Origin of the sequence: Micromonospora sp. WMMA1998 (genome assembly GCF_027497375.1) — a bacterium.
GTDB classification, from domain to species: Bacteria; Actinomycetota; Actinomycetes; order Mycobacteriales; family Micromonosporaceae; genus Micromonospora; species Micromonospora sediminicola.
The window spans coordinates 2127627-2152509 of the sequence record NZ_CP114911.1; the positions used below are offsets into that span (position 1 = coordinate 2127627).

Consider the following 24883-nt stretch of genomic DNA (forward strand, 5'->3'; position numbering starts at 1 on the left):
TTGCCGACCCGCCGGGCCGTTCGTCCCGTCGCGCGCGCGACGGGGACCGGTCCGACGATCGCCCGCGGCGGCACGCCGCTGGTACGTTTCCGGGTACTGCGGACGCCCACACCGGAGCGGAGGTCCCGGGTGAGCATCACCCCGCCGGACGGCGCCCGGTGGCCGGACGTCGTCGCCGCCACCGGCGCGGACGCGGGCGCGGTTCGCGGCGATCAGCGGCTGCGGCTGCTCGCCGCGCTGGCCACGGCGCTGGCCGACGCGGGCGACCCGGACGAGGTGGCCCGGCGGGCGGTCAAGGTGCTGGCCGGAACTCCCGCACTGCCCTTCGTCCGGCTCCACCTGGCCGGGCCGGACGGTCCACGACCGGCCACGGCGGACGGGGTCGAGGTTCCGCCGGCGCCGGCCGACGGGTGGCCGGTGGCCGCCGTGCTGGCCGACGGCATGCCCCGGCTGCTGCCGCCGCGGTCCACCGACGGCGGGTCGGCCGCGCCGGTGGTCGCCCTGCTGCCCGTGCCCGACCCCGACGGCGACCGCCCGGCCGGGGTGCTGGTCGCCGCGCTGGCCCCGGGTGGCCCGGTCGACCCCGACGCCCGCACCTTCGTCGAGCTGGTCGCCGGGCAGATCGGCACGGCGCTGGCGCTGGCCCGGGCGAGGCGCCGGCGGGCGGCGGACCGCGCCGCGCCGGCCGAGCTGCGGCTGTTCCAGGCGCTGGTGGAACGCTCCGGCGACTTCATCGCGGTGGCCACACCGGACGGCCGGACCGTCTACGTCAACCCGGCCGGACGGGCGCTGGTCGGGCTCGGTGACCGGGAGCGGGTGGACGGGCTGGGCCTGGTGGACCTCGCCGCCCCGGACGCGCGGGAGCTGTGGCGTACCGAGCTCATCCCGACCGCGTTGCGCGAGGGGCATCACCGGGCGGAGAGCCGCCTGGTGCGCCGGGACACCGGCGAGGCGATCGACGTCGACCACCAGACGTTCACCGTCGCCACCGGCGACGGGCGGGACGGCACCGCGTTCGTGGCCACCGTGGCGCGCGACGTCAGCGACCGGCAGCGGGCGCTGCGCCGGGCGGAGGCGCTGGCCCGGCTCGCCGCGGCGCTCAGCTCGGCGCGTGGCCACGAGGCCATCGTGGAGGTGGTGACCACGGTCGGGCCGGCCGTGGTGGACGCGGTCGCGCTGCGGGTGGCGCTCGCCCGACCCGGCCGCACCGTGCTCGACGTGGCCGGTGGCGACGTCCCCGCCGAGCGGGTGCCGGTGGACGCCGAGGGCCCGCTGGCCCGCGCGGTACGCGACAACGCGGCGCTGCCGCTGACCGGCGTCGACGGCCGGACCACGGGGCTGTGCCTGCCGCTGCGCTACGGCGACGGTGCCGCGCTGGGCGCCCTGGAGGTGCGCTGGGCCGGGCCGGTCGCCGAGGACGAGGCGCTGCGGAACCTGCTCGACGCGGTGGCCGGGTTGTGCAGCCAGGCGCTGCAACGGGCCGAGCTGACCGGGTCGGCGCAGGCGATGGCCGGCTTCGCCGCCCGACTCAGCGTGACCCGCTCCACCGCCGAGGCGATCGAGGTGATCCTCGACGCCGCCACCACCGCGCTCGGGGCGGAGCTGCCCGGGCTGGCCATGCGCGACGAGGGCCGCCGGGTCCGGCTCTGGCACCACGGCGACGTGCCGGGCACACTGGCCGCCACGTTCCGCGACCTGACCGTCGACGACCCGCGCCCGATCGTGCGCGCGCTGCGCGACGGGGAGCGCATCGTGCTGCGTGACCGGGCCGACTTCGCCGCCCGGTTCCCCGGGCTGGCCGACCCGGTCGGCGGGCACGGCCTGGTCACCACCGTGGCGCTGCCGCTGTTCGGCGCCGGTCGCCGCCCGATCGCCGCGCTGGGTTTCGGCTGGCGACGGGAACGGCCGCTGCGCGACAGCGACCTGGCGTTGCTGGACACCGTCGCCGACCTGTGCGAGCAGACGCTGGAGCGGGTCCGGCTGGCCGCCGCCGAGCACAACCTGGTGACCCGCCTGGCCGGCCGGCTGCGCAGCTCGTCGCTGACCACCCCGCGCGGTCTGGAGGTGGCCACCCGCTACCGGCCCGCGATGAGCGGCCTGCACCTGGGCGGCGACTGGTACGACCTGGTCCGCCAGGACGGCGACCGGCTGGCCGTGGTGCTCGGCGACGTGGTCGGGCACCAGGTGGAGGCCGCGGCCGACATGGCTCAGCTGCGCACCATGCTGAACACGCTGATCCGGCTGGGCGTGCCGCTGGAGGAGGTGTTCCTGCGGCTCACCGAACTGCTCGGCGTCGGCTTCCTCGGCACCTGCCTGGTCGTGCTGGTCGACCCGCGGGCCCGCACCGCGCGGGTGGCCCGCGCCGGCCACCCGCACCCGGTGGTGCTGCCCGCCGGCGCGCCGCCGCGCACCGTGCACACCGAGAACGCGATGCCGCTGGGCATGGTGGACCGGCCGATGACCGCCACCACGATCCCGTTCGGCCCCGGCGACCTGCTGGTGGCGTACACGGACGGGCTGGTGGAGCGGCGCGGCCGGCCGTACGACGAGGGCGTCGCGGCGCTGCACCGGGCGCTGGTCGCGGTGCGCGACGAGCCGGCGGAGGCGATCGCGGACGCGTTGCTGCGCGACCTGGCCGGCTCCGAGGACGACCAGGCGCTGGTGGTGCTGCGGCACATCGGCTGAGCGGGCATCGGCGGGCCGTTTCGGGGAATGTCGAACGGTCGGGCGACGTGACCGCCCGCCGACCGCGCGACACAGGAGGACCGTGATGGCCACCAGCACCCAGCCGGCGAAGGCGTCGGGCAGCTACCGGATCGGCGGTGACCTGCGGGTCGACCGCCTCGCCTACGGGGCGATGCAGCTCACCGGCCCGGGCGTCTGGGGCGACCCGAAGGACCCGGCCGAGGCGGTGCGGGTGCTGCGCCGCGCCTACGAGCTGGGCGTGACGTTCATCGACACCGCGGACTCGTACGGGCCGTTCGTCAGCGAGATGCTGATCCGGGAGGCGCTGCACCCGTACGCCGAGGATCTGGTGGTCGCGACGAAGGCCGGGCTGACCCGCTCCGGTCCGGGCGACTGGCGGCCGGTGGGGCGCCCGGAGTATCTGCGCCAGCAGTGCGAGCTGAGCCTGCGCCACCTGGGGCTGGACTGCATCCCGCTCTACCAGCTGCACCGGATCGACGAGAAGGTGCCGCTGGCCGACCAGCTCGGTGAGCTGGCGCTGCTCAAGCAGGAGGGCAAGGTCCGGCACATCGGGCTCTCCGAGGTGAGCGTCGAGCAGATCGAGCAGGCCCGGGCGATCACCCCGATCGTGTCGGTGCAGAACCTCTACAACCTGGTCGACCGCAGCGCCGAGGACGTGCTGACCCACTGCGAGCGCAACGACCTGGCGTTCATCCCGTGGTTCCCGATCGCCACCGGCAACCTGGCCCGGCCCGGTGGCCCGCTGGACGCGATCTCGACCAGCCACGGCGCCAGCCCCGCGCAGCTCGCCCTGGCCTGGCTGTTGCGGCGCTCGCCGGTCATGCTGCCCATTCCGGGCACGTCGTCGGTGGCGCACCTGGAGGAGAACGTGGCGGCGGCCGAGGTGGAGCTGAGCGACGACGAGTTCGAGGCGTTGGCACACGCGGCCTGAACCGGTCGGCCCTTTGCGGCGCGTGATCGAGCAACTACCGTCAGAAGGATTCTCACGAGTGGGGGTCCGCTGTGGACGAGTTCGACTACGTCGTCGTGGGCGCCGGTGCGGCGGGATGCGTGCTGGCCAACCGGCTCTCCGAGGACCCGGGCACCCGGGTGCTGCTGCTGGAGGCGGGGGGCTGGGACCGCAGCCCGTTCGTCCGCGTGCCGAAGGCGTTCTCCCGGTTGATGGACGACCCGCGCACCGCCTGGCACTACCCGGCGACGATCGGGCCCGACCGGCGGGAGACCTGGCAGCGCGGCCGGATGATCGGCGGCTCGACCTCGGTCAACGGGATGATCTGGAGTCGGGGCGCGGCCCGGGACTGGGATGCGCTGGCGCCGCTGGGCTGGGGCTGGTCGACGATGCGGCAGGTGTTCCAGCGGCTGGAGGACCACCCGCTGGGCCCGGCGCCGCACCGGGGCGTCGGCGGTCCGGTGCGGCTCTCCGTCGCCACCGGCACCGACCCGCTCGCCGAGGAGATGGTGGCGACCGGCGTCGGGCTGGGCTGGCGCCGGGTGGACGACCTGGACGCCGACGACGACGAGCGGATCGGCTACCCGACCGCCACCATCCACGGCGGACGCCGGGTCAGCGCCGCCGACGCGTTCCTGCACCCGTGCCGCGGCCGGCCCAACCTGACCGTCGCGGTCGAGGCGGTCGTGCTGCGCGTGCTGGTCGAGGGCGGCCGGGCGGTCGGCGTACGGGTCGCGCACCGGGGCCGGGAGGTGGAGCACCGGGCGGCCGGCGAGGTGATCCTCGCCGCGGGGGCCCTGGCCACCCCGCAGCTGTTGCAGGTCTCCGGCATCGGGCCGGCGGACAGCCTGCGCGCGGCCGGCGTGCCGGTGCTGCTCGACCGACCCCGGGTGGGCGCCGGGCTGCGGGAGCACCGGTCCGTCGCGATGCAGTACCGGCTCGCCGGGCCGGGCGGCTACAACGCCCGGCTCGGCAGTCCGCTCGGGCAGGCCCGCGCGGCGATGCGCTGGCTGCTCACCCGGGGCGGCCCGCTCGCGCTGCCGGTGCTCGACGTCGCGGCCCACGTGAAGTCCCGGCCGGAGCTGGACCGCCCGGACGTCCACCTGCTGATGGCGCCGTTCTCCGCCGCCCCGCCGCGCCCGGGTCGGGCGCTGGAGCTGGAACGGGAGCCCGGCGTGATGTGCCTGGGCACGGTGACCCGGCCGGACAGCGAGGGCCACCTCGCGATCACCGACGCCGACCCGCGCACCCCACCGGCGATCGTGGCGAACTACCTGGCCACCGCGCACGACCGGCGGGTGGCGGTCGACCTGTTCCGCCGGATGCGGAAGTTCTTCGGCACCGGGCCGATCGCCGGGCGGGTCCGGGCGGAGACAGTGCCCGGGCCGGCCACCCGGACCGACGAGGAGATCGTCGAGGCGGCCGTCGCGCACGGCTACTGCGGCTACCACGCCATCGGCACCTGCGCGATGGGCCCGGACGACGACCACGTGGTGGATCCGCGGCTGCGGGTGCGCGGCGTCGACGGGCTACGGGTGGTCGACGCGTCGGTGCTGCCGGTGATGGTGGCGGGCTGGACCAGCGCCCCGGTGACCGCGCTGGCCTGGCGGGCGTCCGAGCTGATCCTCGGTCGCGACCGGGGGTGAGCGTTCCGGTCCGGGCCCGCCCGTCGGCGGGCCCGGACCGGGTCAGACGGCGAAGCAGTTCGGCCGGATCTGCGCGCCGGCCAACGTCTGGCGCACCGCCGTGTAGGTGGTGCCGTCCAGGACCAGGCCGAGGTGCCCGACGACCCGCAGCGGGCACCACGCCTGCACCAGGATGTTGGTCGCGCCGTCGGCGAGTGCCGCGTTGTCGACCGGCCGGACCAGTTCGTCCTGCCAGGTGCGCACCGTGGTCCAGCGGACCGGGCCCGGCGTGTCGTCACCGGCGTTGAGGTCGGCGAGGAAGCTCGACCCGATGGTCATCTGCTGGCAGGCGACGATGCCGGCACAGCTGCCCAGCCCCAGGAAGTTGACGATGTTGGCGACGTAGGTGCCGTACTGCGGGCTGCCCAGGCTGACGTACTGGTCGACCTTGGCGGAGCCGCCGAGGAATTTCACGTACCAGCGGCTGACCAGGCCACCCTCGGAGTGGGTGACCAGGTCGACCCGGCTCGCGCCGGTGGCGGCACGGACCTGGTCCACGTAGGACGCCAGCGCCCGGGCGGACTCGCGGATGTCGCCGAAGCCGAGGTTCGGCAGTTGGTAGATGGAGACCCGGTAGCCGTCGGCCCGCAGCCGGGCGGCGATCGGCTCGTACGCGATGGAGATTCCGATCAGGCCGCCGACCACGACGACCGGGTCGGCCGCCGCGGCGGCGGCCCGGTCGGCGGCGGTGACGGTGTCCACGGTGGACGCCGTGGAGGTGGACGCCGTGGCCGGCGGGGTGGTGGGTTCGGCTGCGGCGTGCGCGGCGGTGGCCGGCAGGAGCAGGGCGGTGGCGGCGGTGGTGGCGGCCAGGATCGTTCGGAGCAGCATGGGCTGCACCTCCGGTGGGGAGGCACCCGGGGGACCCGGGAGGGACGGGTGGGATCCGATCGATCGTGGGAACGATGATGCGTGTCCGATTTCACACACGTCAATGGAAAGTTACGCGCCGGTAACCAGTTGTCGCGCCCTCCGCGCAAACCGGCATCCCGGGCCGGATTCCGCACCCGGCGATGCGACGCGGCTACATGTCGAGGATCCGGGCCAACTCGGTCGGCGAGGCCGTGCAACTGACATTGGTGAGGAGTTCCGCATCGTGCCGGACCAGGGCAACGCCCCGCGGCGAGGTGTAGAACACGACGGGCGTCAGGTCACCACGCCGACGCAGTTCGCGCACCAGATCGAGCCCGGCGGTTGGGTTGAAGCGGCCGTTCTCGGTGCGGCCCACGTCCGAGACGATCACGGTCGGCGTCATGCCTTCGAGCAGCTTCAAGGCCGTCTCGGTGGAGGTCGCCTGCACCACCTCGTAGCCACCATCCGTCGCCCGAGCCCGCTCGTACAGGTTTCCGCCGGGTTCGTCGTCGACCCAGAGGATTCCCCGCGGAGCGGGATGGCTCCCCATGGGCTCGACACTCGGCTCCTGCCCGCGGTCGACCAGTGCGGACAGTTCGTTCACCCGGTCCTGCAGGTCTTCGATGAGCTTGCGAGTCTCGTTCGAGGCGGTCTGGACACTGACCCTGGCACCGCCCACCTCGACATCGACCGAGTGGCTCTCCCGCAGCAGCCGGCGCACCGCGGGCAGAAGGTAGATCAGGATCACGACCACCAGAAGTGGCCATGCCAGGGTTGCCACCGCTCGCATGATGTCCGCCATGCCCGCCACTCACATCGATCGACGCCAAAGGGACTCGTGGACGCTAGCCCGAGGCAAGTCGCCGATCGACTGGCTGGTCAGTTTGACGACACTGATCCGTATCGCAGTGTCCGGCGCTCAGTTGCCGAGTGCCTGGACCTTCGCGATGGTCTCCTGCACGTGCTGCCGCGCCGGCTCCCCGCCCTGCGCCGCCTGCGCCAGCGCCTGCCGGTACGCGTCGATGACCCCGATCAGCGGGCCGGCCGTGGCCCCCTCCAGCGCGCCCGCCACCAGCGCCCGCGCTTCCGCCGCGTCCTGGGCGGCGGCCGCGGTGCGGGCCTTGGCCTCGTCCAACTTCTGCGCCGCCGCCGCCAGCCTCGCGATGATCTCCGCCGCGCTCACAAGCCCTCCCCGCGTCCCACCCTGCCGACCACCGCGCAGCCTACCGCCCTCCGTCCGCCCCACCTCTTCGTCGATCTTGGAGTTGTGGCGCCTGGAATGCGGTCTTACAGGGCATTCGTCAGGTGCCACAACTCCTAGATCGACGAGGTGATCGAGGGCGGGGAGGCGAGGGCGGCGGGGGTCAGCGGAGGAGGCGGAACAGGACGAGGTAGAGGCAGAACAGGGACGGGGAGACCAGGGCGCAGATCACGAAGCCGAGCGGGACGTAGCGGCCGGCCGGGGCCGTGCCGTCGTCCAGCGCCGGGCGACCCCACCGGGCCAGCACGAGCTGACCGGCCACGAAGGACATCAGCGGCACGCCCGCACAGGACAGCGCCGCCACCAGGTCCATCCCGGACACCGGCAGCGGCGAGCCGACCAGCGCGCCCAGCATGAGCAGCGAGCCGACCAGTGCGCAGCCGCCGTAGACCGCCACCGCACGTGCGGGCGCCGACCAGGTGGGCAACAGCACCGGCGTGCGGGCCAGCGCCTCGGCCTCCTGCCCGTGCCGGTCGGCCTCGTCGGCGAGGCGGCCGGCCGCCGCCAGCTCCGTCGCCGGGTCACCGGCCCGCGGCTCCGGCACGCTCCCCCCGGGATACGCCCCGACCCCCGCCCGCCCCGGCGCGGCGGCTGCGCCGCCGGTCACCCGGTCCCCCGGTCCGGGGCCCGTCGGCGGCCCCGCCGACACGCCACCGGCCGGCACCGCCGGGGCCGGCGCCTCGGCCGGAACCGTACTCATCGGCACCCCGATCGCCTGCCCGAACCGCTCCAGGCGCTGCCCCTGCGCGGCGAGCCGCTGCCCGAGCGTGTCCACCCCGGCCTGCAGCCCTCGCCGGCGCTCCGCCTCGGCGGCGATCGCCCGTTCCCCGCCGCGCTGCCGGCCGGACAACTCCCGGATCAGCGCCGCGTAGTCGTCGAACCCGGTCATGGTTGTTCGCTCTCGCCGGCGAACGGCACGATCAGGGCGGTGCGGTGCTCGTGCCGGTCGACCAGCAGGGCGCGGCCCTCCCGTGGGGTGTAGGCGAGGTCGTGCGTGCCGAGGTGCAGGCCCAGGTCGGCGGCCGGCACGTTCAGCGCGACCAGGGCGGTCACGTCGTCGCGGTGGCCGCTGCCGCCGAGGTCGTCGGCGAGCCGGCGCAGCCCGCGCCACCAGCCGAGCACGTGCACCCCGCGCGCCGGGCCGTGGCGCAGCACCGCGCGCAGGTCGTCGTACCCGGAGCGGAACGTGCCCGGGTCGGTCGCGCCCAGCACGCCGGCGGCGGCGTCCATCCCGAACCCGACCAGGTAGGTGCGGCCCGACGCCGGGGCCTCGCCGCCGGCCGCCTCGGCGAGGTGGGCGCGCAACCCGTCGACGTCCAGCCGGCGTACCGGGTGGCCGGCAGCGGCCAGCGTCATGGCCAGGTCGTCGGCGACGTCGGTGGTGCCGGGCGCCAGCGGGGCGAACAGGAACCGGGCGCTGCCGGCAGCGTGCTGCCGGGCCAGCGAGAGGGCCGCCGACCGGAGCACGTCCGCGCCGCCGGCGGCGGTGCCCACCACCGCCAGGTGCCGGCCGGGGCTCGCGTCGAGGGCGAACCCGGCGGCGCTGCCGGCGACGTCGACGACGCGGCCCACCAGCGCGTACGGCGGGTCGGCGCCGGGCGCCAGCGCGGCGCAGGCGGGGTCGTCGGCGAGCCGGGGCGTCTCGTGGCCACGGAAGACCGCCGGCGGGTGGGAGCCGTCGGGTCGGGCCGCGTGCAGCTCGTGGCGCAGCGCCGCCAGCTCGGCCGAGGCGGCGTGCGCGTCGGGGAACCGCACCTCGACGTCCGCACCGGGCGCGCCGGCGGAGGTGTTCACCACGGCGGCGCCGACGGTGAGCCCGCGCGCCGCGTCGTTGCGCGGGTCCAGCACGGCGTCCCCGCCGGGCAGCGCGACGCGCAGCGGGAACTGGCCGAAGATGGCCTCGGCCCGGCCGTAGAGCGCCTCGATGCCGGTGGTGCTCTGGCTGGCCAGCACCAGGTGCAGGCCGTACGAGCGGCCCTTGCGGGCCAGCTCCTCGATCAGGTCGACGGCCTGCCGGGCCAGCGCGTCGTTGCCGGCGAACAGCACGTGGAACTCGTCGACGACGGTGACGATCCGGGGCGGCCGGGCGTTCGGCGGCAGGTCGGCGAGCCGGCTGACCCCGTGGCGTTTGAGCAGGTCGGCGCGGCGGCCCAGCTCGGCGCGCAGCTCGCGCAGCACGGCCACGCCGTACTCCCGGTCGGACTCGATGCCCACCGCGCGGGCGTGCGGCAGCCAGGACGGGTCGCGGTCGGTGGGCACGAACTCGGTGAAGCTGACCCCCTCCTTGAAGTCGAGCAGCATCAGCCGCAGCTCGGCCGGGGAGTAGCGGGCCGCCAGCCCGTAGAGGACGTCGAGCAGCAGCACCGTCTTGCCGGCGCCGGTGCGCCCGCCGACCAGCCAGTGCGGGGTGGCGTCGTCGAACGCGACGGTCAGCGGCCGGCGGCCGGCGCGGCCGAGCGTGGTCCGCAGGCCGGTGGCGGCGGACGACGTCCAGCGCTCCGCCGGGATCAGGTCGGCGAACGTGACGGCGCCCTGGTCGACCGCCTCGGCCCAGCGGCGGGCCAGCGCCGTCACCGCGGCGTGCGACGGGTCGCCGTCGAGCACCACCGGCGCGGCCAGTCCACTGCCGTCGGTGCTGAACGGGCGCCCGGGCGGATCGCCCACGAGGGTGTAGCGCTCGGTGAGCCGCAGCTGGGTGGTGGCGCCCAGCGGTGGCGCCGTGGTCGCCCCGGCCGGCGGGTGCCCGGCCAGCAGGACGCACACGGCCGCGGCCGGGCCGGCGTGGGTCAGCGCGGCCAGCCGGGCCAGTTCCCGGGGCGCGGGCGCGGACGCGGCGACCACCACCAGCAGCTCGCGGTCCTCCGGCGCGCTGCGCTGGGCGGCGCGGGCGTGCCGTTCCGCCGCCTCCAGCAGCGCGGTCGTCTCCGCCTCGGTGGTCGCCGCCGGGCCGAGCACGCCGGCGTCGTGCAGCGGGCGCAGCGGCAGGAAGGCCGCGCCGAAGGCGGTCTGGTCGATGCCGACGACCCGGACCGCGCCGGCCGGGGCGGCGGTGAGCAGCCGCACCACCACGGTGCGCAGCAGCTCGCCGACGCGCGGGTCGCGGGCGTCCGTGTCGACCGCGAGGTGGGCGCCGGCCCCCACCGGCACGAGGACCGGGAACGCGCCGTCGACCGTTCGGGCCTCGCCGAGGCGTACCGGGACGGGGTGGGTGGCGACGCGGGCGGTGCCGGGCACCGCGGCGGCCATCTCCCCGCCCAGCCGGGCCAACCGCGCGACCAGCGCGGGGCTGCCGACGGGCGCCGGGCCGGCGGCGCCGAGCATCCGCCGGGCCGCCTCCCAGTGGCGCAGCGCCTGCCGGTGTCGGTCGACCGCCTGCCGGTACGCCGCCGCGAGCCTGCCCACCGTCCGCCCTCCGACGCCGTCTGCGATCGAAGGAACCCTAACGGACGCGCGCCGCACCGGCACCTGACGCTCGGCACCCGAGATTCGTCCACTGTTCACCCCGCGTCGCACGGCCGCGCCGCCCGCCGTTCCCCCGGCGCGGATTGCCTGCCAGTGCAACCCGTAGGCACAGGAAGGCGACGACGTGACCTCCTCTCCCCTCTCCCGGCGGTCCCTGCTGCGCGGCAGCGCGGCCGGCGGACTCGGCATCGTGGTGGCCGGCAGCCTGGACGCCATCGCCGGCCCGGCGGCGGCCCGGGCCGCGTGCCGCCCCGCGGTCGGCTACGGCGACCTGGTGCCGGACCCGGCCGGCCTGCTGGCCCTGCCGCGCGGCTTCTCCTACACCGTCGTCGCGCAGGCGGGGGTGACGCTGCTGGAGTCGGGGCAGCCGACCCCGAGCGACGCCGACGGCACCGGCTGCTTCCGCGGCCCGCGCGGGTCGGTGCTGGTGAACAACCACGAGATCGGCGGCGACGAGCCGTACCCGGTGCCGGCGCTGCCCGGCCTCACCTACGACCCCGGCGCGCGCGGCGGCACCACCACCATCGAGGTGGACCGGCACGGCCGGCGACTGCGCGAGTACGTCAGCGTGGCCGGCACGCACAACAACTGCGCCGGCGGCATCACGCCGTGGGGCACGTGGCTGACCTGCGAGGAGACCGAGCAGCGGGCCGGCGGTCAGTTCCTCAAGGACCACGGGTACGTCTTCGAGGTCGACCCGCACGACCGGTCGGCCAACCAGGACCCGGTGGCGCTGCGGTTCCTCGGCCGCTACGCGCACGAGGCGGTGGCGGTCGACCCGTACACCCACTCGATCTACCTGACCGAGGACGCGAGCGGCCCGAACGGCCTCTACTTCCGGTGGACGCCGCCGCCCGGCTTCCGGGGCGGCAAGGGCGCGCTGCGGGCGCTCGCCCAGCGGCCGGACGGCGCCACCGCCGGCAGCCTGGCGGCGATGCGCTGCCTGCGCGGCGACGGGCACGTCGCGGACCTGTCCGAGGCCACCACTCCAGGCACCCGGTACCGGGTGGAGTGGGTCGAGGTGCCGGACCGGGACGCCCGCACCGTGTCGGTGCGCAAGCAGTTCACCGACGCCGAGGTGACCCGCAGCCGCAAGCTGGAGGGCGCCTGGTGGGGCGACGGCGGCGCGTACTTCGTGGCCAGCTTCGCCCGGCGCAGCGACGGCAGCGTCAACGAGCACGACGGCCAGGTCTGGTTCTACGACCCGCGGCGGCAGACCGTGACGCTGAAGACGATCTTCGGGGTGAACACCGACCCGGAGGCGGACAACGGCAACTACGACGGGCCGGACAACATCACCGTCTGCCCGTACGGCGGGGTGATCCTGGCCGAGGACGGCGAGGGCGTGTCGCACCTGGTCGGCGTCACCGAGCAGGGCAAGGCGTACCCGCTGGCCCGCAACGAGCTGAACGACAGCGAGTTCACCGGCCCGACGTTCAGCGCGGACGGCACGATCCTGTACGCGAACATCCAGTCCCCGGGCTACGTCTTCGCGATCACCGGCCCGTGGGGGCGTCCGAGCAACGCCCACCGCTGACCCCGCTCTCTCGGCCGGCGGCTCCCGTCCCGGGTGCCGCCGGCCTGGCATTGCGGAAGCCCTGGGCGCAAACGGCCATCCCACGCCGGGCCAGTTCAGCGTCGAGATCCTCAGCGAGCGCCGGTGCTGGCGTCATCGACGCTCGCTCACACCGATCTCCTTCGCCAGCTTGACGAAGCCCTGCCAGGCGGCAGGCTCGAAGGCCAGCGTGCCACCCGCCCGATCCTTGGTGTCCCTGACCAACACGACTCCCGAGAGGTTGTCGGCGACCTCGACACATGAGCCGCCGTTGTTGCCGCTCTTCGTGCTCTTGCGCCACCGCGCACCGGTCATGTCCATGATCCTGCCGCTTCTCTGATCAGGTCTAGAGACTGGCTTCGAGTGAGGGCCTCACCTCTGATGCGCTCCCACCTACGGCTGAGCGTAGCAACGGCCGCAGCCTGATTAAGGATCTGCGCGGACGCCTGACTGTCGACGTGCGCGACGTGCTCACCGGTGGGGAGTTCGGCGAGGATGAAGCCGCCGCCAAGCCCCGGGTACATGCCGACGTCCCTCGGCACGATGTGCACCTGAACGCCGGGCATCGTCGCACAGTCCACCAGGTGCTCGGTCTGCTCCCGCATCAGGTCACGGTCGCCGTAGGCCGACTGATAGAGCACGCCTTCGAAGATGACCGCTATGAACAGAGGCGGCCGATCTCGACGGAGGATCGCCTGTCGTTCGAGCCGCGAGGCGACAAGTTCATCGACCTCCGACCCAGTGAACGACTCACCGGTGAGAGTCGCCCGCGCGTACGCCTCCGTCTGCAACAGACCCGGCACCCACATGTGCTCGAACCAACGGAGTGCTACGGCGTCCCGCTCCCAGTCGACCCACTCACGCAACCAGTGCGGCTCGCGGCGCTTGAGGACGTCGGGCCATAGGTCCCCGACGTCCCGGCCGAGGAGCGCGGCCACCTGCACACGTCGGCGAGGTTGGGGCACGCGTCCCGGAGAGATCCAACGCGCTGCGGTCTTAGGATCCACACCGGTTTGAGCTGCGAGGCTTTCGGCAGTCTCGCCGGCTTCGACCATCGCTGCCTGAAGCACCTCGTTCATCCCGGCTCCCCTATGGACGTCCCGGACACCTCGGCACCATACAGCAACGCTGTGTACTGATCCCATAGCTCTTGGCAAGGTGGCTCGCAGGTCGCCGCAGTCGGTGATCGCGTGTCCTGGGGTTGCACCTCGGCGAGCTGTCCGATGCGATCCCGTCCTTGCGACAGAAGGGGAGCCCGTGCCCAGTAGCAGGTCGTCCGGGCGTGTCGGTGCGGCGGCGGGCGTTCGTCCGATCAAGGCGGGGGACCTCCTGCGCCTCGACCGGCGGGCCAGCGTGCAGTTCTGTCGCCTCATCACGGTCCGCGTCATTCGCGAGATCACCGATCGCCAACCATTCGACGGCTGGTCGTGGATCGAAGCGTACGAGCTGAATTGCAGCGGTGTTGCGGTCGCCAAGCGAGAACTGTTCGTGTGGCTGGCCGGGTTGCGCCGGCTGAACCCCAGAGCCGGCGAACGCCCAATCGTCAGCGGCCGGGCTGCCGAACGGCTGGGGGTGCCGGCATGAGCACCGGCACCTGCCCACATCTACCTCTGCGCCCGCTCTGGATCTGTAAGCGCTGCGCTCAGCCATGGCCCTGCGCGGTTGCGCGGCTAGCCTTGGTCGCTGAGTACGGGGCTGATCGCGTCGGCCTGGCGGTCTACCTCTGCGGTCAGCTTTACGACGCGGCCCAGGATCTGCATCGACTCAACCCGGTCGAGGCACCAGGTCCGCAGGCTCTATTCGCTCGATTTGTCGGCTGGGCCCCTCTTCGCTCCCCGCCGGCGCTGCAGTGACGGCCTTGCGCACAGCCGCGCCTGGCCGAAGCTTTGAGGGAAGCCTTAATTCGCAATCTCCTGGCCGGACCCCAGTTCCTCATTCGATTCCTCCAGAAGTCCGCGCCGCAAAGCCTCTGCACGGATGTCGAACAGGGGGATCAGGTTGCCCTCCCGACGCACCTTCCATGCGCTCCAGCCGTTCATAGCCGCCTTGCCCGTCACTGTCGAGCCAGCGGGAGACGGCGACTCAAATACCTCGCCGCTGCTCAACTGAATACGACCATCATGGTTAATCACTGCCGTGTAGGGCACCCGCTTGTAGGTCAGATACAACTGCTCATCTACACTCAGGGCACCCACAGCGACGAGGCGTGCGATCGTCACACCTCCGAAGTGGGCGCGAGTGCGCTTTGCAACTCGGGACGGCACACGCTGCTCGGGTATCGCCAGTTCCGCCTGGCCCGTCGAAGCCGTTATTGGGGCCGCACCAGGGGGCAAGATGAATCCGAGGTCAGCCGGATCCCAGATGATCTCACAAAGCCGCTCGTAGAGCTGCTGCCTGACCTCAATCTCCGCCCGCCCAAACTTGGGCATGTGGTGAAAAAGCTTACCCAGGTCACGCTTTTTCACCACCCCGGCCGTGAACGGCTTGTTCCGCTGATGGGTGACGGCGTGAAGCGACGAGGCGAGGTGGTTCTGACCCCGATACCACTCGACTTTCTGCTCGTATGGTGAGTCCTGATAGCTCGCATTGTGGGACTTCTTGAGCAGGAGGAGCGCCCCGAATCGGTTGCGGAAGATGCGGAATGTCGCCTCGGTCTTCACTTCCGGCTGGTAGCGCTCGAATTTATTCGCCCAGATATGTTCGATCTCGAAAGGCTCCTCCTTATCCAAGTATCGAGGCATTTCGTTGGGGCGACCGCACTCCGTCTCCACGAACGCGGTCAGTCGTGCGAGCAGGTATCTGACTTGCGCCCGGTTGTCCATACGCAGGCCATAGCCCTTAACGCCGGTAAAGTCGACGCCCAACCGAGCGATCCGGCGTCCAAGCGCTTTGGCCAGACCGTCGATGTCTCGCGAGGAACGAAGATCAAGAAGAACGGGAAGACGATCATTGTCCACTCCACCTGACTTGGCAAGTCGGTTATTGACAGCCAGACGCACGAAGACAATGTCGAGGTAAGCAGCAACCAACCGCGCCTTTTCTCGAAACTGAGCGTCAGTGTCATCTGGATCGATGACCGCCATCAGAAAAGGCATCTGATCGATTTCATTCTTCGAGTTGTAGAAGACTGGCTCCAAACCCGGCTCTAGCACTACAGCGGCAGCCCTTAAAGTTGCGTAGCGAGTCGCAAGCCGGACCAGGTCGTGCTCGATAAAGCTAGCGAAATCCGGCGCATTGATGAGGCCCATGCGACTGGAGTGATGCTCCTGCACCCACCCATGGAACGACACTGAGATGTCTGTCGCCTCGTCTTCGCTTTGCGCATAGCGGCCGATCAACAGCGATTGCAGGAACTTGGCCGCAGCCTGCGGCACACGGCTGTCAATCCGGGTTAACACGCGGCTCCAGGCTTCGCCGAGCCGAGGCAGGTTGTCTCGATTGCTAGCCTTACGAAGCAGGAAGCTTTTAAGGAGATCAGCCGGACCGAGCTGCACGCCTCGGTCGTTCATGGTCTCAAATATTTCCCAGCCCTGGCGGCGATTGTTCGCGTTTATACCGACCAGACAAACTCGATTTAGTAGCCAGTGGATGAACAGCGGGAGCGCCTCTTCCCGAATGGACTCGGGAAGCAACTCGTATAGCTCCTCGCTGCGTTTGTGTAGATTCTCCACGGAGGGCCCGGCGTCAACTGCCGGCACGTAAGGCTTGTCCTCGTAGATCGCTTCCAAAACGGGGGTTCGCTTCTCCGACCGAATAGCGTAAGCTCGCTCCCCGTACGAGGTACCGGCGATCAGCGGCTCAAGTGCGGCGATGTCGTTGTGATACTCCGGCCGGTCAGCATCGATGGCAAGGCGGCGAAGCTGCAGCAATAGAAGGTGAAGCGTCGTGATGCGCTGCTGGCCGTCAACCAAGGCGGCGAGATCGTCATCGCGGTAGTAGACAAAAGGCCCCAGGAAGTACGGGCGATAGTGTCGAACTTCCCTGCGGTCGTGGCCCGGGACCCAGTCCTCAATGAAGTGACCAGTTAAGTCGTCCACGAGCATCTTCACGTCTTCGCGTGCCCAACTGTACTCCCGCTGGTAGGGATCAAGTCGGAACTGGAACTGGCTGAATAGCTGCTGAATCGTGAACCCGTCACCGCGGATCGGCGCTTCCGGCATGCAGTCACCCTTCCCGATACAATCAGCGTTGCGCTAGTTCGCGTCTGGCTTCTTGGAACCCAGGGCCTCTGCGATAACCGCGAACTCTGCCAGAGCCGCTTGCAGGTCATCGACGATCTCTCGGGCGATCACCTCGGGTGGCAGCAGCGAGTTGGCGTCGTCCACCGAGGCGTCCTTGAGCCAAGTGATGTCCAGGTTCACCTTGTCGCGGGCAATCAGCTCGTCGTAGGAGAAGGCGCGGAATCGCTCGGTCTCCACCCGTTCGGCGCGGTCCTTACTTGGCAGGTAGCAGTCGACGAAGTCCTGAAGATGGTCGCGCCGCAGCGGGTTCTGCTTGAGCGTGAAGTGTTGGTTGGTACGGAAGTCGTACACCCAGAGCTTCTGGGTCCACGGCTCCTCACGGGCGCGCTTGCGCTCGAAGAAGAGCACGTTGGCCTTGACCCCACCCGCGTAGAAGATGCCGGTGGGCAGCCGCAGCAGCGTGTGCAGGTCGTACTGCTTAAGCAGCCGCCGCCGGATGGTCTCCCCCGCACCACCCTCGAAGAGCACGTTGTCGGGCAGGACGACAGCGGCCCGGCCGTCGATCTCCAGCAGGGAGGCGATGTGCTGGACGAAGTTGAGCTGCTTGTTGGCGGTGGTGGCCCAGAAGTCCCCCCGCTCGATCTCCCGCTCCTCGCGGCTGGAGCGGCCGTCCTCACCGACGACTCGAATCGAGGAGCTACGGCCGAACGGCGGGTTCGCCAGCACCAGACTCACCCGGCTTGCCGGCTCCTTGCCGAGGGCGTCCCCGACGGTGATGAGCGATGGCCCGTCCGGGGTGCCGATGCCGTGCAGCAGCATGTTCATGGCGGCCAGTCGGGCGGTGCCGTCGACCAGCTCGGTGCCGGTGATCGCGCCGTGCGCGAGCCGCCGCCGCTGGTCGGGGGTGAGTGCGCTGCCCTGGTGTCGCTGGATGTGGTCGAAGGCGGCGAGCAGGAACCCGCCGGTGCCGCATGCTGGGTCGGTGATGGTGTCGTCAGGCGTGGGCAACATGCAGTCGACCATGGCGGCGGTCAGCGCTCGCGGGGTGAAGTACTGCCCCGCGCCGGACTTGGCGTCCTCGGCACCCTTGGCCAGCAACTCCTCATAGGCGTCACCCTTGACGTCGACGCCGGTGCCCGACCAGGACTCCTTGTCGATCAGGTCTACGATCAGCCGCTTGAGCTTCGCAGGATCCTGGATCTTGTTCTGCGCCTTGCGGAATATGGTGCCGAGGGTGCCGCCCTCCTTGCCTAGTCCGGTCAGGATGTGCCGGTACTGCACCTCCAGCGCGTCGCCCTCGGCGTCAAGCAGGGTCTGCCAGCTCAGCTCGTCCGGCACGATTTGCTCGGGCTTAAAGGACCGGCGGGCCCGCTCATCGGCCATCTTGAGGAACAGCAGATACGTCAACTGCTCCACGTAGTCGATGGTCGAGACGCCGTCGTCACGCAGCACGTCACAGTAGTTCCACAGCTTCTGCACCAACCGGCGCGAATCCACAGTGCTCACAGCGGCAGCGCCTCCTGCTGGTAGTTGTCACCGGTCACCCTGGTCGGGGGAGCCGCCAGATCCTGTCTGACAGGCTTAACTTCCACCCGCCGCCTTGGTCTAACGACCGTCCGCCTAGCGCGAAGCCGGGCTAGAAGCTGCTGCGCCGGCTCGTCGGTGTCATCTTGGGACACTAGGCGTCCGACGAATGCTGTGATCATCAAGGAAGAACGCAGAGCGGCGGCGCGACGGGTAGCCGAATTGAGAACGGCATCGAGCCGCTTGAGCCTGCCTTCTGCCGCTCGCCACCGCAGGAGGACCTCATCCTGGTCGCTTAATCCTGGGACGGGAAGCTCAATCTTTGCCATAAGCGCCTGGTTGATCTTATAGATGCCCGCTGTCGTCCTGGCACTCGCTTCGATCTGCCGACGCACGTACCGGGATTTCCAGACAAGCGCGAGATACTCGGCCCGAATTTGCGATGGGTCGGTTCGCACTCGAATAAGCGTGTCAGGGAAAGCCACTGGATCCGGGTTGGACGCAACTAGGCCGCCCTGACCAACGAGACGAAGGGACCCATTGCCCCGACTAACCAAGAAGTCGCCACCGCGAATGATGAATGGAGCCGCTGCTAGGGCGTCCCACGCACCTTCCTTGATCTCGCGAGCATCAATACGGCCGTCCTGCAACGCCGTCAGGCGAAGGACCGGGAATCCGCCAGCCAGGGTCGGCACAGACTTTCCATTGCTCATCTTGGTGAGGAGGAGCGATCCGAGGGTGCGCGAAGGCATTGTGCCCGGTCCAATCATCTGCTCGATGATGGCTGACTGCAGAACCGATAGGCGACGGAGGGAAGAGGTGACCCCACGCTCAGCCCCAACTAGGTGAGTCAACTTCTCCTCAAGAGACTCGAGGATACGGCGCTGCTCAGCTAGCGGTGGCACCGGAACCGGGAAACGCTTCATCGTCGTCAAGCTGATAGAAGCTAGATTAACGCTTTGGAGCCCATTCTGCTCGAACCAACGCTGGCCGATGCTGTTAGCGAAGTAGGCCAGCAGCCGAGGCTCCAGGGCGCGGTCAGCGATGCGTGCGCGGAAAACGTGATTCTGATGAATGCAACCGCTGATCTGCCCGTCCCAAACCCAGCCGCGGCCAAGCTTGTCCCGGTCACCCCCTTCGTTTAGCAATACATCGCCAGGCAAGAGCCTCAAGGCTTGGGCCTTTTGTGGTGGCACTCTAATTTTTGAGACGTTGGAGAGGTCGAGATACCCACGTTGCACGTTGGCGACCCTCAGGTAGGGAACCTCGACGAAGCTGGAGTCTTCCTGTCGCTTCGTATCCTTCGTTACGCCGCCGACAACCTCCGCGATCTCGCCAAGCGTCGTCCAAGCCCAACTTGCAGGAATGTCGAAGGGATGACTCACGCGGACAACTCCTGGTTCAGTTCGGTCAGCAGCGGTTCGGCGCGCTCACCGAAGGCGCCCGCGTACCCGTCGATGCCACCCCGCTCCGTGAACGGCGCGCCCTCCAGGTCATCCGGGCTGATCTCCACGCTGACCGCTATCACGTCTTTGATCCTCTCCAGCCACCATGCCTGATCGGCAGTGAACGTAGCGCCCGACTGCTCCTGTCGGAGCAGCCACCCACGGAAGCGCTCCTCGACGAGACTGCGGTACGGGCGCAGCTCCTGATCCAGCCCCAACTCATACCGGACGAGGCTGACAAGGTCGGTGACGCCCCGGTTGCCGGGTGCCTCGGCGGTGCGCCCGAGCAGCACGTACGACTTCCACAGCGACTCCGGCGTCCACGCCTGCGGCGGTCGGGCGATCCGCGCCGCCAACTCCTTGAGCTGCTCGTAGCCCACCCGGCCCCGGCCGTCGTAGAAGACCTGCAACGCGGTGATCTCGTCGCGGTGCTCCTCCAGGTAGTCGTGCCAGCTCTTGACCGTTACCTGGGCGCGCTCCTCGGCCGGGACGCCCTGCGCCGAGATCAGCCGGTCGGCGTTCACCTCGTCGATGGTGATGTCGTGGGCCCGGCGGATCTCCAGGATGCGTTCCCGCAGCGGCGGGTTCGCGGCGAGCGGGCGCAGCGCACCGGCCAGCAGGTCCCGCACCGCAGCGGGGCCGGCCTCGGTCGCCGGGTTGAGCTGTTCCGGGGCCACCGCTTCGGTGAGGCTACGCACGATGTCCTTCAGCGGTTGGCCGGCGAGGTCGGCCAGTTCGGCGCGTTCGTCGTCGGTGAGCTGCTGGTTGAGGCGGGCAAGCCGGGAGGCGAGCGTGGCCACCTCGTCGGCGTCGGCGGTCAGCGTGCCGGCCTTGCGCAGCAGGTCGCGCAGCGAGATCTGGCGTTCGGTGTGCCGCTGCAACGGGACCGCCTCGTCCAGGTCGGCCTCGGTGACGCCGACCGCGTCGACGATGACGAACCGGTCCTTGACCTCGGCGTCGGGCGTGACGGCCTGGAAGTCGGCGGCGTCGATGGTGCGGGCGCCGCGCCCCTTCATCTGCTCGAAGTAGGTGGAGCTGCGCACCGGCCGCAGGAAGAAGACGCACTCCAGGGGGCGGACGTCCGTTCCGGTGGCGATCATGTCGACGGTCACCGCGATCCGCAGCTCGGGGCTGTTGCGGAACGCCTGGATCAGCGTGTCCGGGTTGTCACCGTCCCGGCGCGAGGCGTACGTGATCTTCTTGACGAAGTCGTTGCCCCGACCGAAGACGTACCGGACCATCTGCACGATCTCCTCGGCGTGGTTGTCGTCCCGCGCGAAGATCAGCGTCTTCGGCACGGTCGAGCGGCCCGGGAAGATCTCGTCGAATAGCTTCTCGCGGAACGTCTCCAGCACCAGCTTGAGCTGACCCTTCGAGATCACGGACCGGCCGACCTGGCTGCCGCCGTACGTGAAGTCGTCCTCCAGCTCCTGGTAGCGCTCGGCCCGGGTGCGGCGGTCCCGTAGCGGCACGACGGTGCCGGCCTCGATGTCCGCACCGCTCTCGGTGATCTCCGTCTTGATCCGGTAGACGTCGAAGTCGACGTTCACCCCGTCGGCGACGGCCTGCTCGTAGGTGTACTCGGAGACCAGGTTCTGCTGGAAGAAGCCGAGCGTCTGCTTGACCGGCGTGGCGGTGAGCCCGACCACGAACGCGTCGAAGTACTCGATGACCGCCCGCCACTTGCCGTAGATCGAGCGGTGGCACTCGTCCACCACGATCAGGTCGAACGTCTCCGGAGGGAGCTGTGGGTTGTAGCCCACCTCCGCCGGCTCGTCCAGGTCGTAGCTGTCGTAGGCGCGATCGTCCAGGTCGACGTCGGGCAGCTCGACGCCGCGCAGTGCGCCGTAGAGGCGCTGGATGGTGGAGATGACCACGGCGGACGAGTCGAGCATGCCGGTGCCGGAGAGCCGGTCGACGTTGTAGAGGTCGGTGAACTTCCGCCCGTCGTCGGGCGTCTGGTAGCCGGCGTACTCCCGCAGCGTCTGCTTGCCGAGATTGTTGCGGTCGACCAGGAACAGGATCCGGGTGGCGCGGGCGTGCTTGAGCAGCCGGTAGCTGGCGGTCACCGCGGTGAACGTCTTGCCCGCGCCGGTCGCCATCTGGATCAGCGACCGCGGCCGGTCCTCGGCCAGAGACTGTTCCAGCCCTGCGACGGCGTCGACCTGCGCGGGCCGCAGACCGAGCCGGTCCAGCGCCGGCATCCGCCGCAGCCGGGCCCGCAGCGTCGGCACGGCCGGATCGTCGTCGGCCTCCCGCATCCACCGCGCGAGGGTGGTCGGTTGATGAAAGGCGAAGACCTCCCGGGTACGCGGGAACGGGTCGAGCCGGTTGACGAAGGCCGTCTCCGTGCCGGTGGCGACGTATCCGAACGGCAGCGGCTCGTCCCGCCGCCAGGCGCTGAGCTTCTGCGCCGGGGTGAGCCCGCTCAGGTAGCGGTCGAGCTGCGCCTCCACGCCGCGCGGGGCGGTGCCCTCCCGCTTCGCCTCGATCACGCCGACCAGTCGCTGGTCGACGTAGAGCAGGTAGTCGGCGCGGCCGGTGGCGAGCGTCACCTCGCGGACGGCGACGCCGGTGGCCGCGAACAGGTTGATCTGGTTCTCGTCCTGTACCACCCAGCCGGCGGCGCTCAACTGCCGGTCGATCTCCCCCCGCGTCTGCACCTCGTTGAGCGGTTCGTGGGAGGCGCGGCGGGCACGGGCGATGAACTCCTCCCGCCGGGCGGCGGACACCCGTGCCGGCTTCCGCTGCTCGGCCGCCCGCTGCGCCTCGTGCGCCGCCGGCTCCAGGCTCGCCACCAGAGCGGCCGCCTCGCCCTGGCGGGCGCTCGCCGCTCGGACCGCCTGCTCCGCCGCCGCCTGCGCGTCGGCCTGGGCCTGCACCAGCGACGGCTTGCCGTCGAGCAGCAGCTTGGTCTGCGCCAACTCGTCCTTGTAGCGCTGCACCTCGGCCTGGAGGGCCTCGGCGACGCTCTGCGGCACCTGCTGCGGCGGCGGCGTGGGCGGCACGAAGCCGATCGGCGAGCGGTCGCCGGTCAGCGCGCGGTGGAACCAGACACCCAGCTCGAAGCAGGTCCGCAGCAGCTCCAGCGCCGCGCGCACCTCGCCGAGGTGATCGTGTACAGCGCGGTTGCCCTGGTCCCGCAGCCGGTCGAACGCGCGATAGATTTCCGGTACGAGCGTGCCGTTGGCCTGGAGCGCCTGCACCCGGTGGAAGAAGTCGTTCTTCTGCGGCCGGGCGTCGGTGCGGCGCACCAGGTCCTTGGCCAACTCGTCGCCGAAGGCGCGGATCTTGAACATCGCCGCCTGGGCGTCGACGTAGACGAGCAGCTCGGCGCCCGCGCCATACCAGACCAGGAGCGGATGACCCTTGAGGAAGCCGAAGTTGGCGGACTGCTCTGCCAGACGTCGTACCTGTCGCTGATCCACAGCTCTCCACGTACATAGCCGACGGATGAACACGTCAGGATAAGGAGGATCACTCTGGAGTGCAGCCCCGCCACGGGCTGTGTCGGCATTCCGACCGTCGGCGTCGAACGCGATCAGCGACGGTTGACCGGTCCACTTTCGCTCGGGCTGTTGCCCGGAGGGCGCGAGCGAGGCGTGATCAATCGCGAGATCTGCGCGCGCAGCCCGTGGTCGTCCGGCGGCACGACCCGGTAGCCCAATCGCTCCAACTCGGCCATCGCGGTGCCGGTGTTGCGCCGGACGACCGCCGCGATCTGCCGGCGTCGGTAGTCCCGACGGGTCGACTCGATCAGCTGCTGCCAACCGTTTCTGGCCTCGACGAGCCCTTCGATGATGAGGCACTCGAGGACGTCCTCCAGCGCCGGGCGGAATCGACGCCCACCGACCGGAAGGTGGATCTTGCTCAGCCCGCCGGTGCCCTTACGCCCCAACTCGGAGAGAAAAGTCTCGAAGGTGGGATGGCTGGCGCAGACCTGCAGATGCGCCTCGGTGTACTGCTCCTTGTCGCGCTGGAAGTCGTAGTGCAGCAACGGCTCAGGCGTGTCACCGAACTTCAGCGCGCAGTAGGACGCCTCGATCGTGAGAAACTTGCCTTCGTCCTGGTCGAGCGTGAGAAGGCATTGGACATCGAGCCAGATGCTCGTGCGAGCCGCCGAACGCATGCGTACCGGCTTCGACCGGAGCCCGACGAGGTCCGTTCCGACGACGGCCTGCTCGGTGGCCACCCGCGCCACGACCCGGGCGTTGTCACAGACCGTCTTGTTCAGCAGACCCTGCAGCGTTTCGGCGAACGTACGGGCCTGCGGCCCGAGCGCACTACGGCCGCGTGTTGCCAATGGACATCCAGAGCTTCTGGGCCTCCACCGAGCAGAAGTCGCGCCGCTCCGCCATGTCGGCGAGCTGTCCGTACGTGAGGTGCAACTGGTCGAGTTCCTGCTCGACCGCGACGCGCCACTCGTCGTCACTCATCTCGATCACGAGTGAGCCTGGCATCTGGTAGGGGGTACTGGTCACCGCAGCCTCCACCTCACTCGATGTCCGTCAACGTGATGTTAGGCGGAAGGCAAGATCCTTATCTACCCGGCGCACCCTTCCGGCTACTTCCGGTCACCATTCTTGTGACCCGCCATACGAATCAGGCGGGTGTCGCCGGTGGGCGCAGGCCGTCCAGGGCGATCGCCAGGACCCGGTCGCGCTGCGCCGGGTCCGGGAACTGGTACGCGGCGAGCCCGCTGATCAGTCGCACCACGTCGTCGAAGTCGGCGTCCGGTCGGGCGGCCCCGGCGGCCTGGGCGCGGCGCAGCAGCGGCTCGCCGGCCGCGTAGATCTCGGTGCGACAACTGCGGAACACCTCGGAGTCGTGCACCAACTCCTCGGCCAGGGCCCGCTTGGTGGCGATGTAGGCGACGAACCGGTGCAGCCAGCCGACCAGGGCGTCCCACGGGGCGAGGTCGGCCAGGTCGGCGGCGGAGGCGCTGAGCGCCCGCACCTCCTCGACGTAGACCGCCTCGAACAGGTCCCGCCGGCCGGGGAAGTTGCGGTAGAGCGTGCCGATGCCCACGCCCGCCCGGCGGGCGATCTCCTCCAGCGACGCTCCCGCGCCGCACTCGCCGAACACCTCGCGGGCGGCGGCGATCAGCGCGTCGTAGTTGCGCCGGGCGTCGGCCCGCTTCGGGCGGCGCGCGAAGACCTCGTCCCGCTGGTCGGCGCTGGCCATGACGCGCGTCACCTCTTCCTCCCGCTTGCAACCGGAGGCAACCCTCCGCTACGTTGGTGGAGGCACCCCTCCGGATAGC

Annotated in this window: 20 protein-coding genes; 6 read left to right on the forward strand and 14 right to left on the reverse strand. The window is 70.7% G+C overall.

What is annotated here, in order from left to right:
* The first annotated feature begins 129 nt into the window (after positions 1-129).
* The 3 genes from O7600_RS09210 to O7600_RS09220 all read left to right on the forward strand — a co-directional run bounded on the left by O7600_RS09210 (position 130) and on the right by O7600_RS09220 (position 5301).
* Positions 130-2685, forward strand: coding sequence for a SpoIIE family protein phosphatase (locus tag O7600_RS09210; protein ID WP_281593228.1), 2556 nt, complete (start codon positions 130-132; stop codon positions 2683-2685).
* Between the two features lie 85 nt (positions 2686-2770).
* Complete coding sequence (locus O7600_RS09215) at positions 2771-3637, forward strand: aldo/keto reductase (protein WP_281593229.1); 867 nt, start codon at positions 2771-2773, stop codon at positions 3635-3637.
* A 71-nt stretch (positions 3638-3708) separates the two neighbouring features.
* Complete coding sequence (locus O7600_RS09220) at positions 3709-5301, forward strand: GMC family oxidoreductase N-terminal domain-containing protein (RefSeq protein ID WP_281593230.1); 1593 nt, start codon at positions 3709-3711, stop codon at positions 5299-5301.
* A 42-nt stretch (positions 5302-5343) separates the two neighbouring features.
* Here O7600_RS09220 and O7600_RS09225 read toward each other — a convergent pair whose 3' ends face one another.
* The 5 genes from O7600_RS09225 to O7600_RS09245 all read right to left on the reverse strand — a co-directional run bounded on the left by O7600_RS09225 (position 5344) and on the right by O7600_RS09245 (position 10855).
* Positions 5344-6171, reverse strand: coding sequence for an alpha/beta fold hydrolase (locus O7600_RS09225; protein ID WP_281593231.1), 828 nt, complete (start codon positions 6169-6171; stop codon positions 5344-5346).
* A 193-nt stretch (positions 6172-6364) separates the two neighbouring features.
* Complete coding sequence (locus tag O7600_RS09230) at positions 6365-6994, reverse strand: response regulator (protein ID WP_281593232.1); 630 nt, start codon at positions 6992-6994, stop codon at positions 6365-6367.
* A gap of 117 nt (positions 6995-7111) precedes the next feature.
* Positions 7112-7375 (reverse strand): DUF6244 family protein, encoded by a 264-nt coding sequence (locus O7600_RS09235; protein WP_091573340.1) that lies wholly within the window; start codon positions 7373-7375, stop codon positions 7112-7114.
* Positions 7376-7556: 181 nt separating this feature from the next.
* Positions 7557-8342 carry a hypothetical protein gene (locus O7600_RS09240; protein WP_281593233.1) on the reverse strand — a complete coding sequence of 262 codons (786 nt, stop codon included), beginning with the start codon at positions 8340-8342 and terminating at the stop codon, positions 7557-7559.
* On the reverse strand, positions 8339-10855 hold the full coding sequence (locus O7600_RS09245) for an FtsK/SpoIIIE domain-containing protein (RefSeq protein ID WP_281593234.1): 2517 nt from the start codon (positions 10853-10855) through the stop codon (positions 8339-8341). The genes O7600_RS09240 and O7600_RS09245 overlap by 4 nt, the downstream gene beginning before the upstream one ends.
* 184 nt (positions 10856-11039) lie before the next feature.
* Here O7600_RS09245 and O7600_RS09250 point away from each other — a divergent pair, with 184 nt between their 5' ends.
* Positions 11040-12452 (forward strand): alkaline phosphatase PhoX, encoded by a 1413-nt coding sequence (locus tag O7600_RS09250; protein WP_281593235.1) that lies wholly within the window; start codon positions 11040-11042, stop codon positions 12450-12452.
* 132 nt (positions 12453-12584) lie between these two features.
* Here the strand turns inward: O7600_RS09250 and O7600_RS09255 are convergent, their stop codons facing one another.
* Both O7600_RS09255 and O7600_RS09260 read right to left on the reverse strand, forming a co-directional pair.
* On the reverse strand, positions 12585-12785 hold the full coding sequence (locus O7600_RS09255; RefSeq protein WP_281593236.1) for a DUF397 domain-containing protein: 201 nt from the start codon (positions 12783-12785) through the stop codon (positions 12585-12587).
* Entirely contained in the window at positions 12782-13549 is a 768-nt protein-coding gene (locus O7600_RS09260) for a DUF5753 domain-containing protein (protein WP_281593237.1), read from the reverse strand. The genes O7600_RS09255 and O7600_RS09260 overlap by 4 nt, the downstream gene beginning before the upstream one ends.
* A gap of 178 nt (positions 13550-13727) precedes the next feature.
* On the opposite strand from O7600_RS09260, the gene O7600_RS09265 reads away from it, so the two are divergent.
* Entirely contained in the window at positions 13728-14054 is a 327-nt protein-coding gene (locus tag O7600_RS09265) for a hypothetical protein (RefSeq protein WP_281593238.1), read from the forward strand.
* Positions 14051-14323, forward strand: coding sequence for a hypothetical protein (locus O7600_RS09270; protein WP_281593239.1), 273 nt, complete (start codon positions 14051-14053; stop codon positions 14321-14323). The genes O7600_RS09265 and O7600_RS09270 overlap by 4 nt, the downstream gene beginning before the upstream one ends.
* Positions 14324-14368: 45 nt before the next feature.
* On the opposite strand, the gene O7600_RS09275 is transcribed toward O7600_RS09270, so the two are convergent.
* The 7 genes from O7600_RS09275 to O7600_RS09305 all read right to left on the reverse strand — a co-directional run bounded on the left by O7600_RS09275 (position 14369) and on the right by O7600_RS09305 (position 24816).
* Positions 14369-16630, reverse strand: coding sequence for a DUF262 domain-containing protein (locus O7600_RS09275; RefSeq protein ID WP_281593240.1), 2262 nt, complete (start codon positions 16628-16630; stop codon positions 14369-14371).
* A gap of 33 nt (positions 16631-16663) precedes the next feature.
* Positions 16664-18157 (reverse strand): class I SAM-dependent DNA methyltransferase, encoded by a 1494-nt coding sequence (locus O7600_RS09280; protein WP_281593241.1) that lies wholly within the window; start codon positions 18155-18157, stop codon positions 16664-16666.
* Complete coding sequence (locus O7600_RS09285; RefSeq protein ID WP_281593242.1) at positions 18154-19560, reverse strand: restriction endonuclease subunit S; 1407 nt, start codon at positions 19558-19560, stop codon at positions 18154-18156. The genes O7600_RS09280 and O7600_RS09285 overlap by 4 nt, the downstream gene beginning before the upstream one ends.
* On the reverse strand, positions 19557-23048 hold the full coding sequence (locus O7600_RS09290) for a DEAD/DEAH box helicase family protein (RefSeq protein ID WP_281593243.1): 3492 nt from the start codon (positions 23046-23048) through the stop codon (positions 19557-19559). Before O7600_RS09290 ends, O7600_RS09285 begins: the two co-directional genes overlap by 4 nt.
* 113 nt (positions 23049-23161) lie before the next feature.
* Positions 23162-23923 carry a hypothetical protein gene (locus O7600_RS09295; RefSeq protein WP_281593244.1) on the reverse strand — a complete coding sequence of 254 codons (762 nt, stop codon included), beginning with the start codon at positions 23921-23923 and terminating at the stop codon, positions 23162-23164.
* Positions 23904-24080: a hypothetical protein gene (locus tag O7600_RS09300; RefSeq protein WP_281593245.1), complete on the reverse strand. Its 177-nt coding sequence runs from the start codon at positions 24078-24080 to the stop codon at positions 23904-23906. The genes O7600_RS09295 and O7600_RS09300 overlap by 20 nt, the downstream gene beginning before the upstream one ends.
* 142 nt (positions 24081-24222) lie before the next feature.
* Complete coding sequence (locus O7600_RS09305) at positions 24223-24816, reverse strand: TetR/AcrR family transcriptional regulator (RefSeq protein WP_281593246.1); 594 nt, start codon at positions 24814-24816, stop codon at positions 24223-24225.
* Positions 24817-24883: the final 67 nt, after the last annotated feature.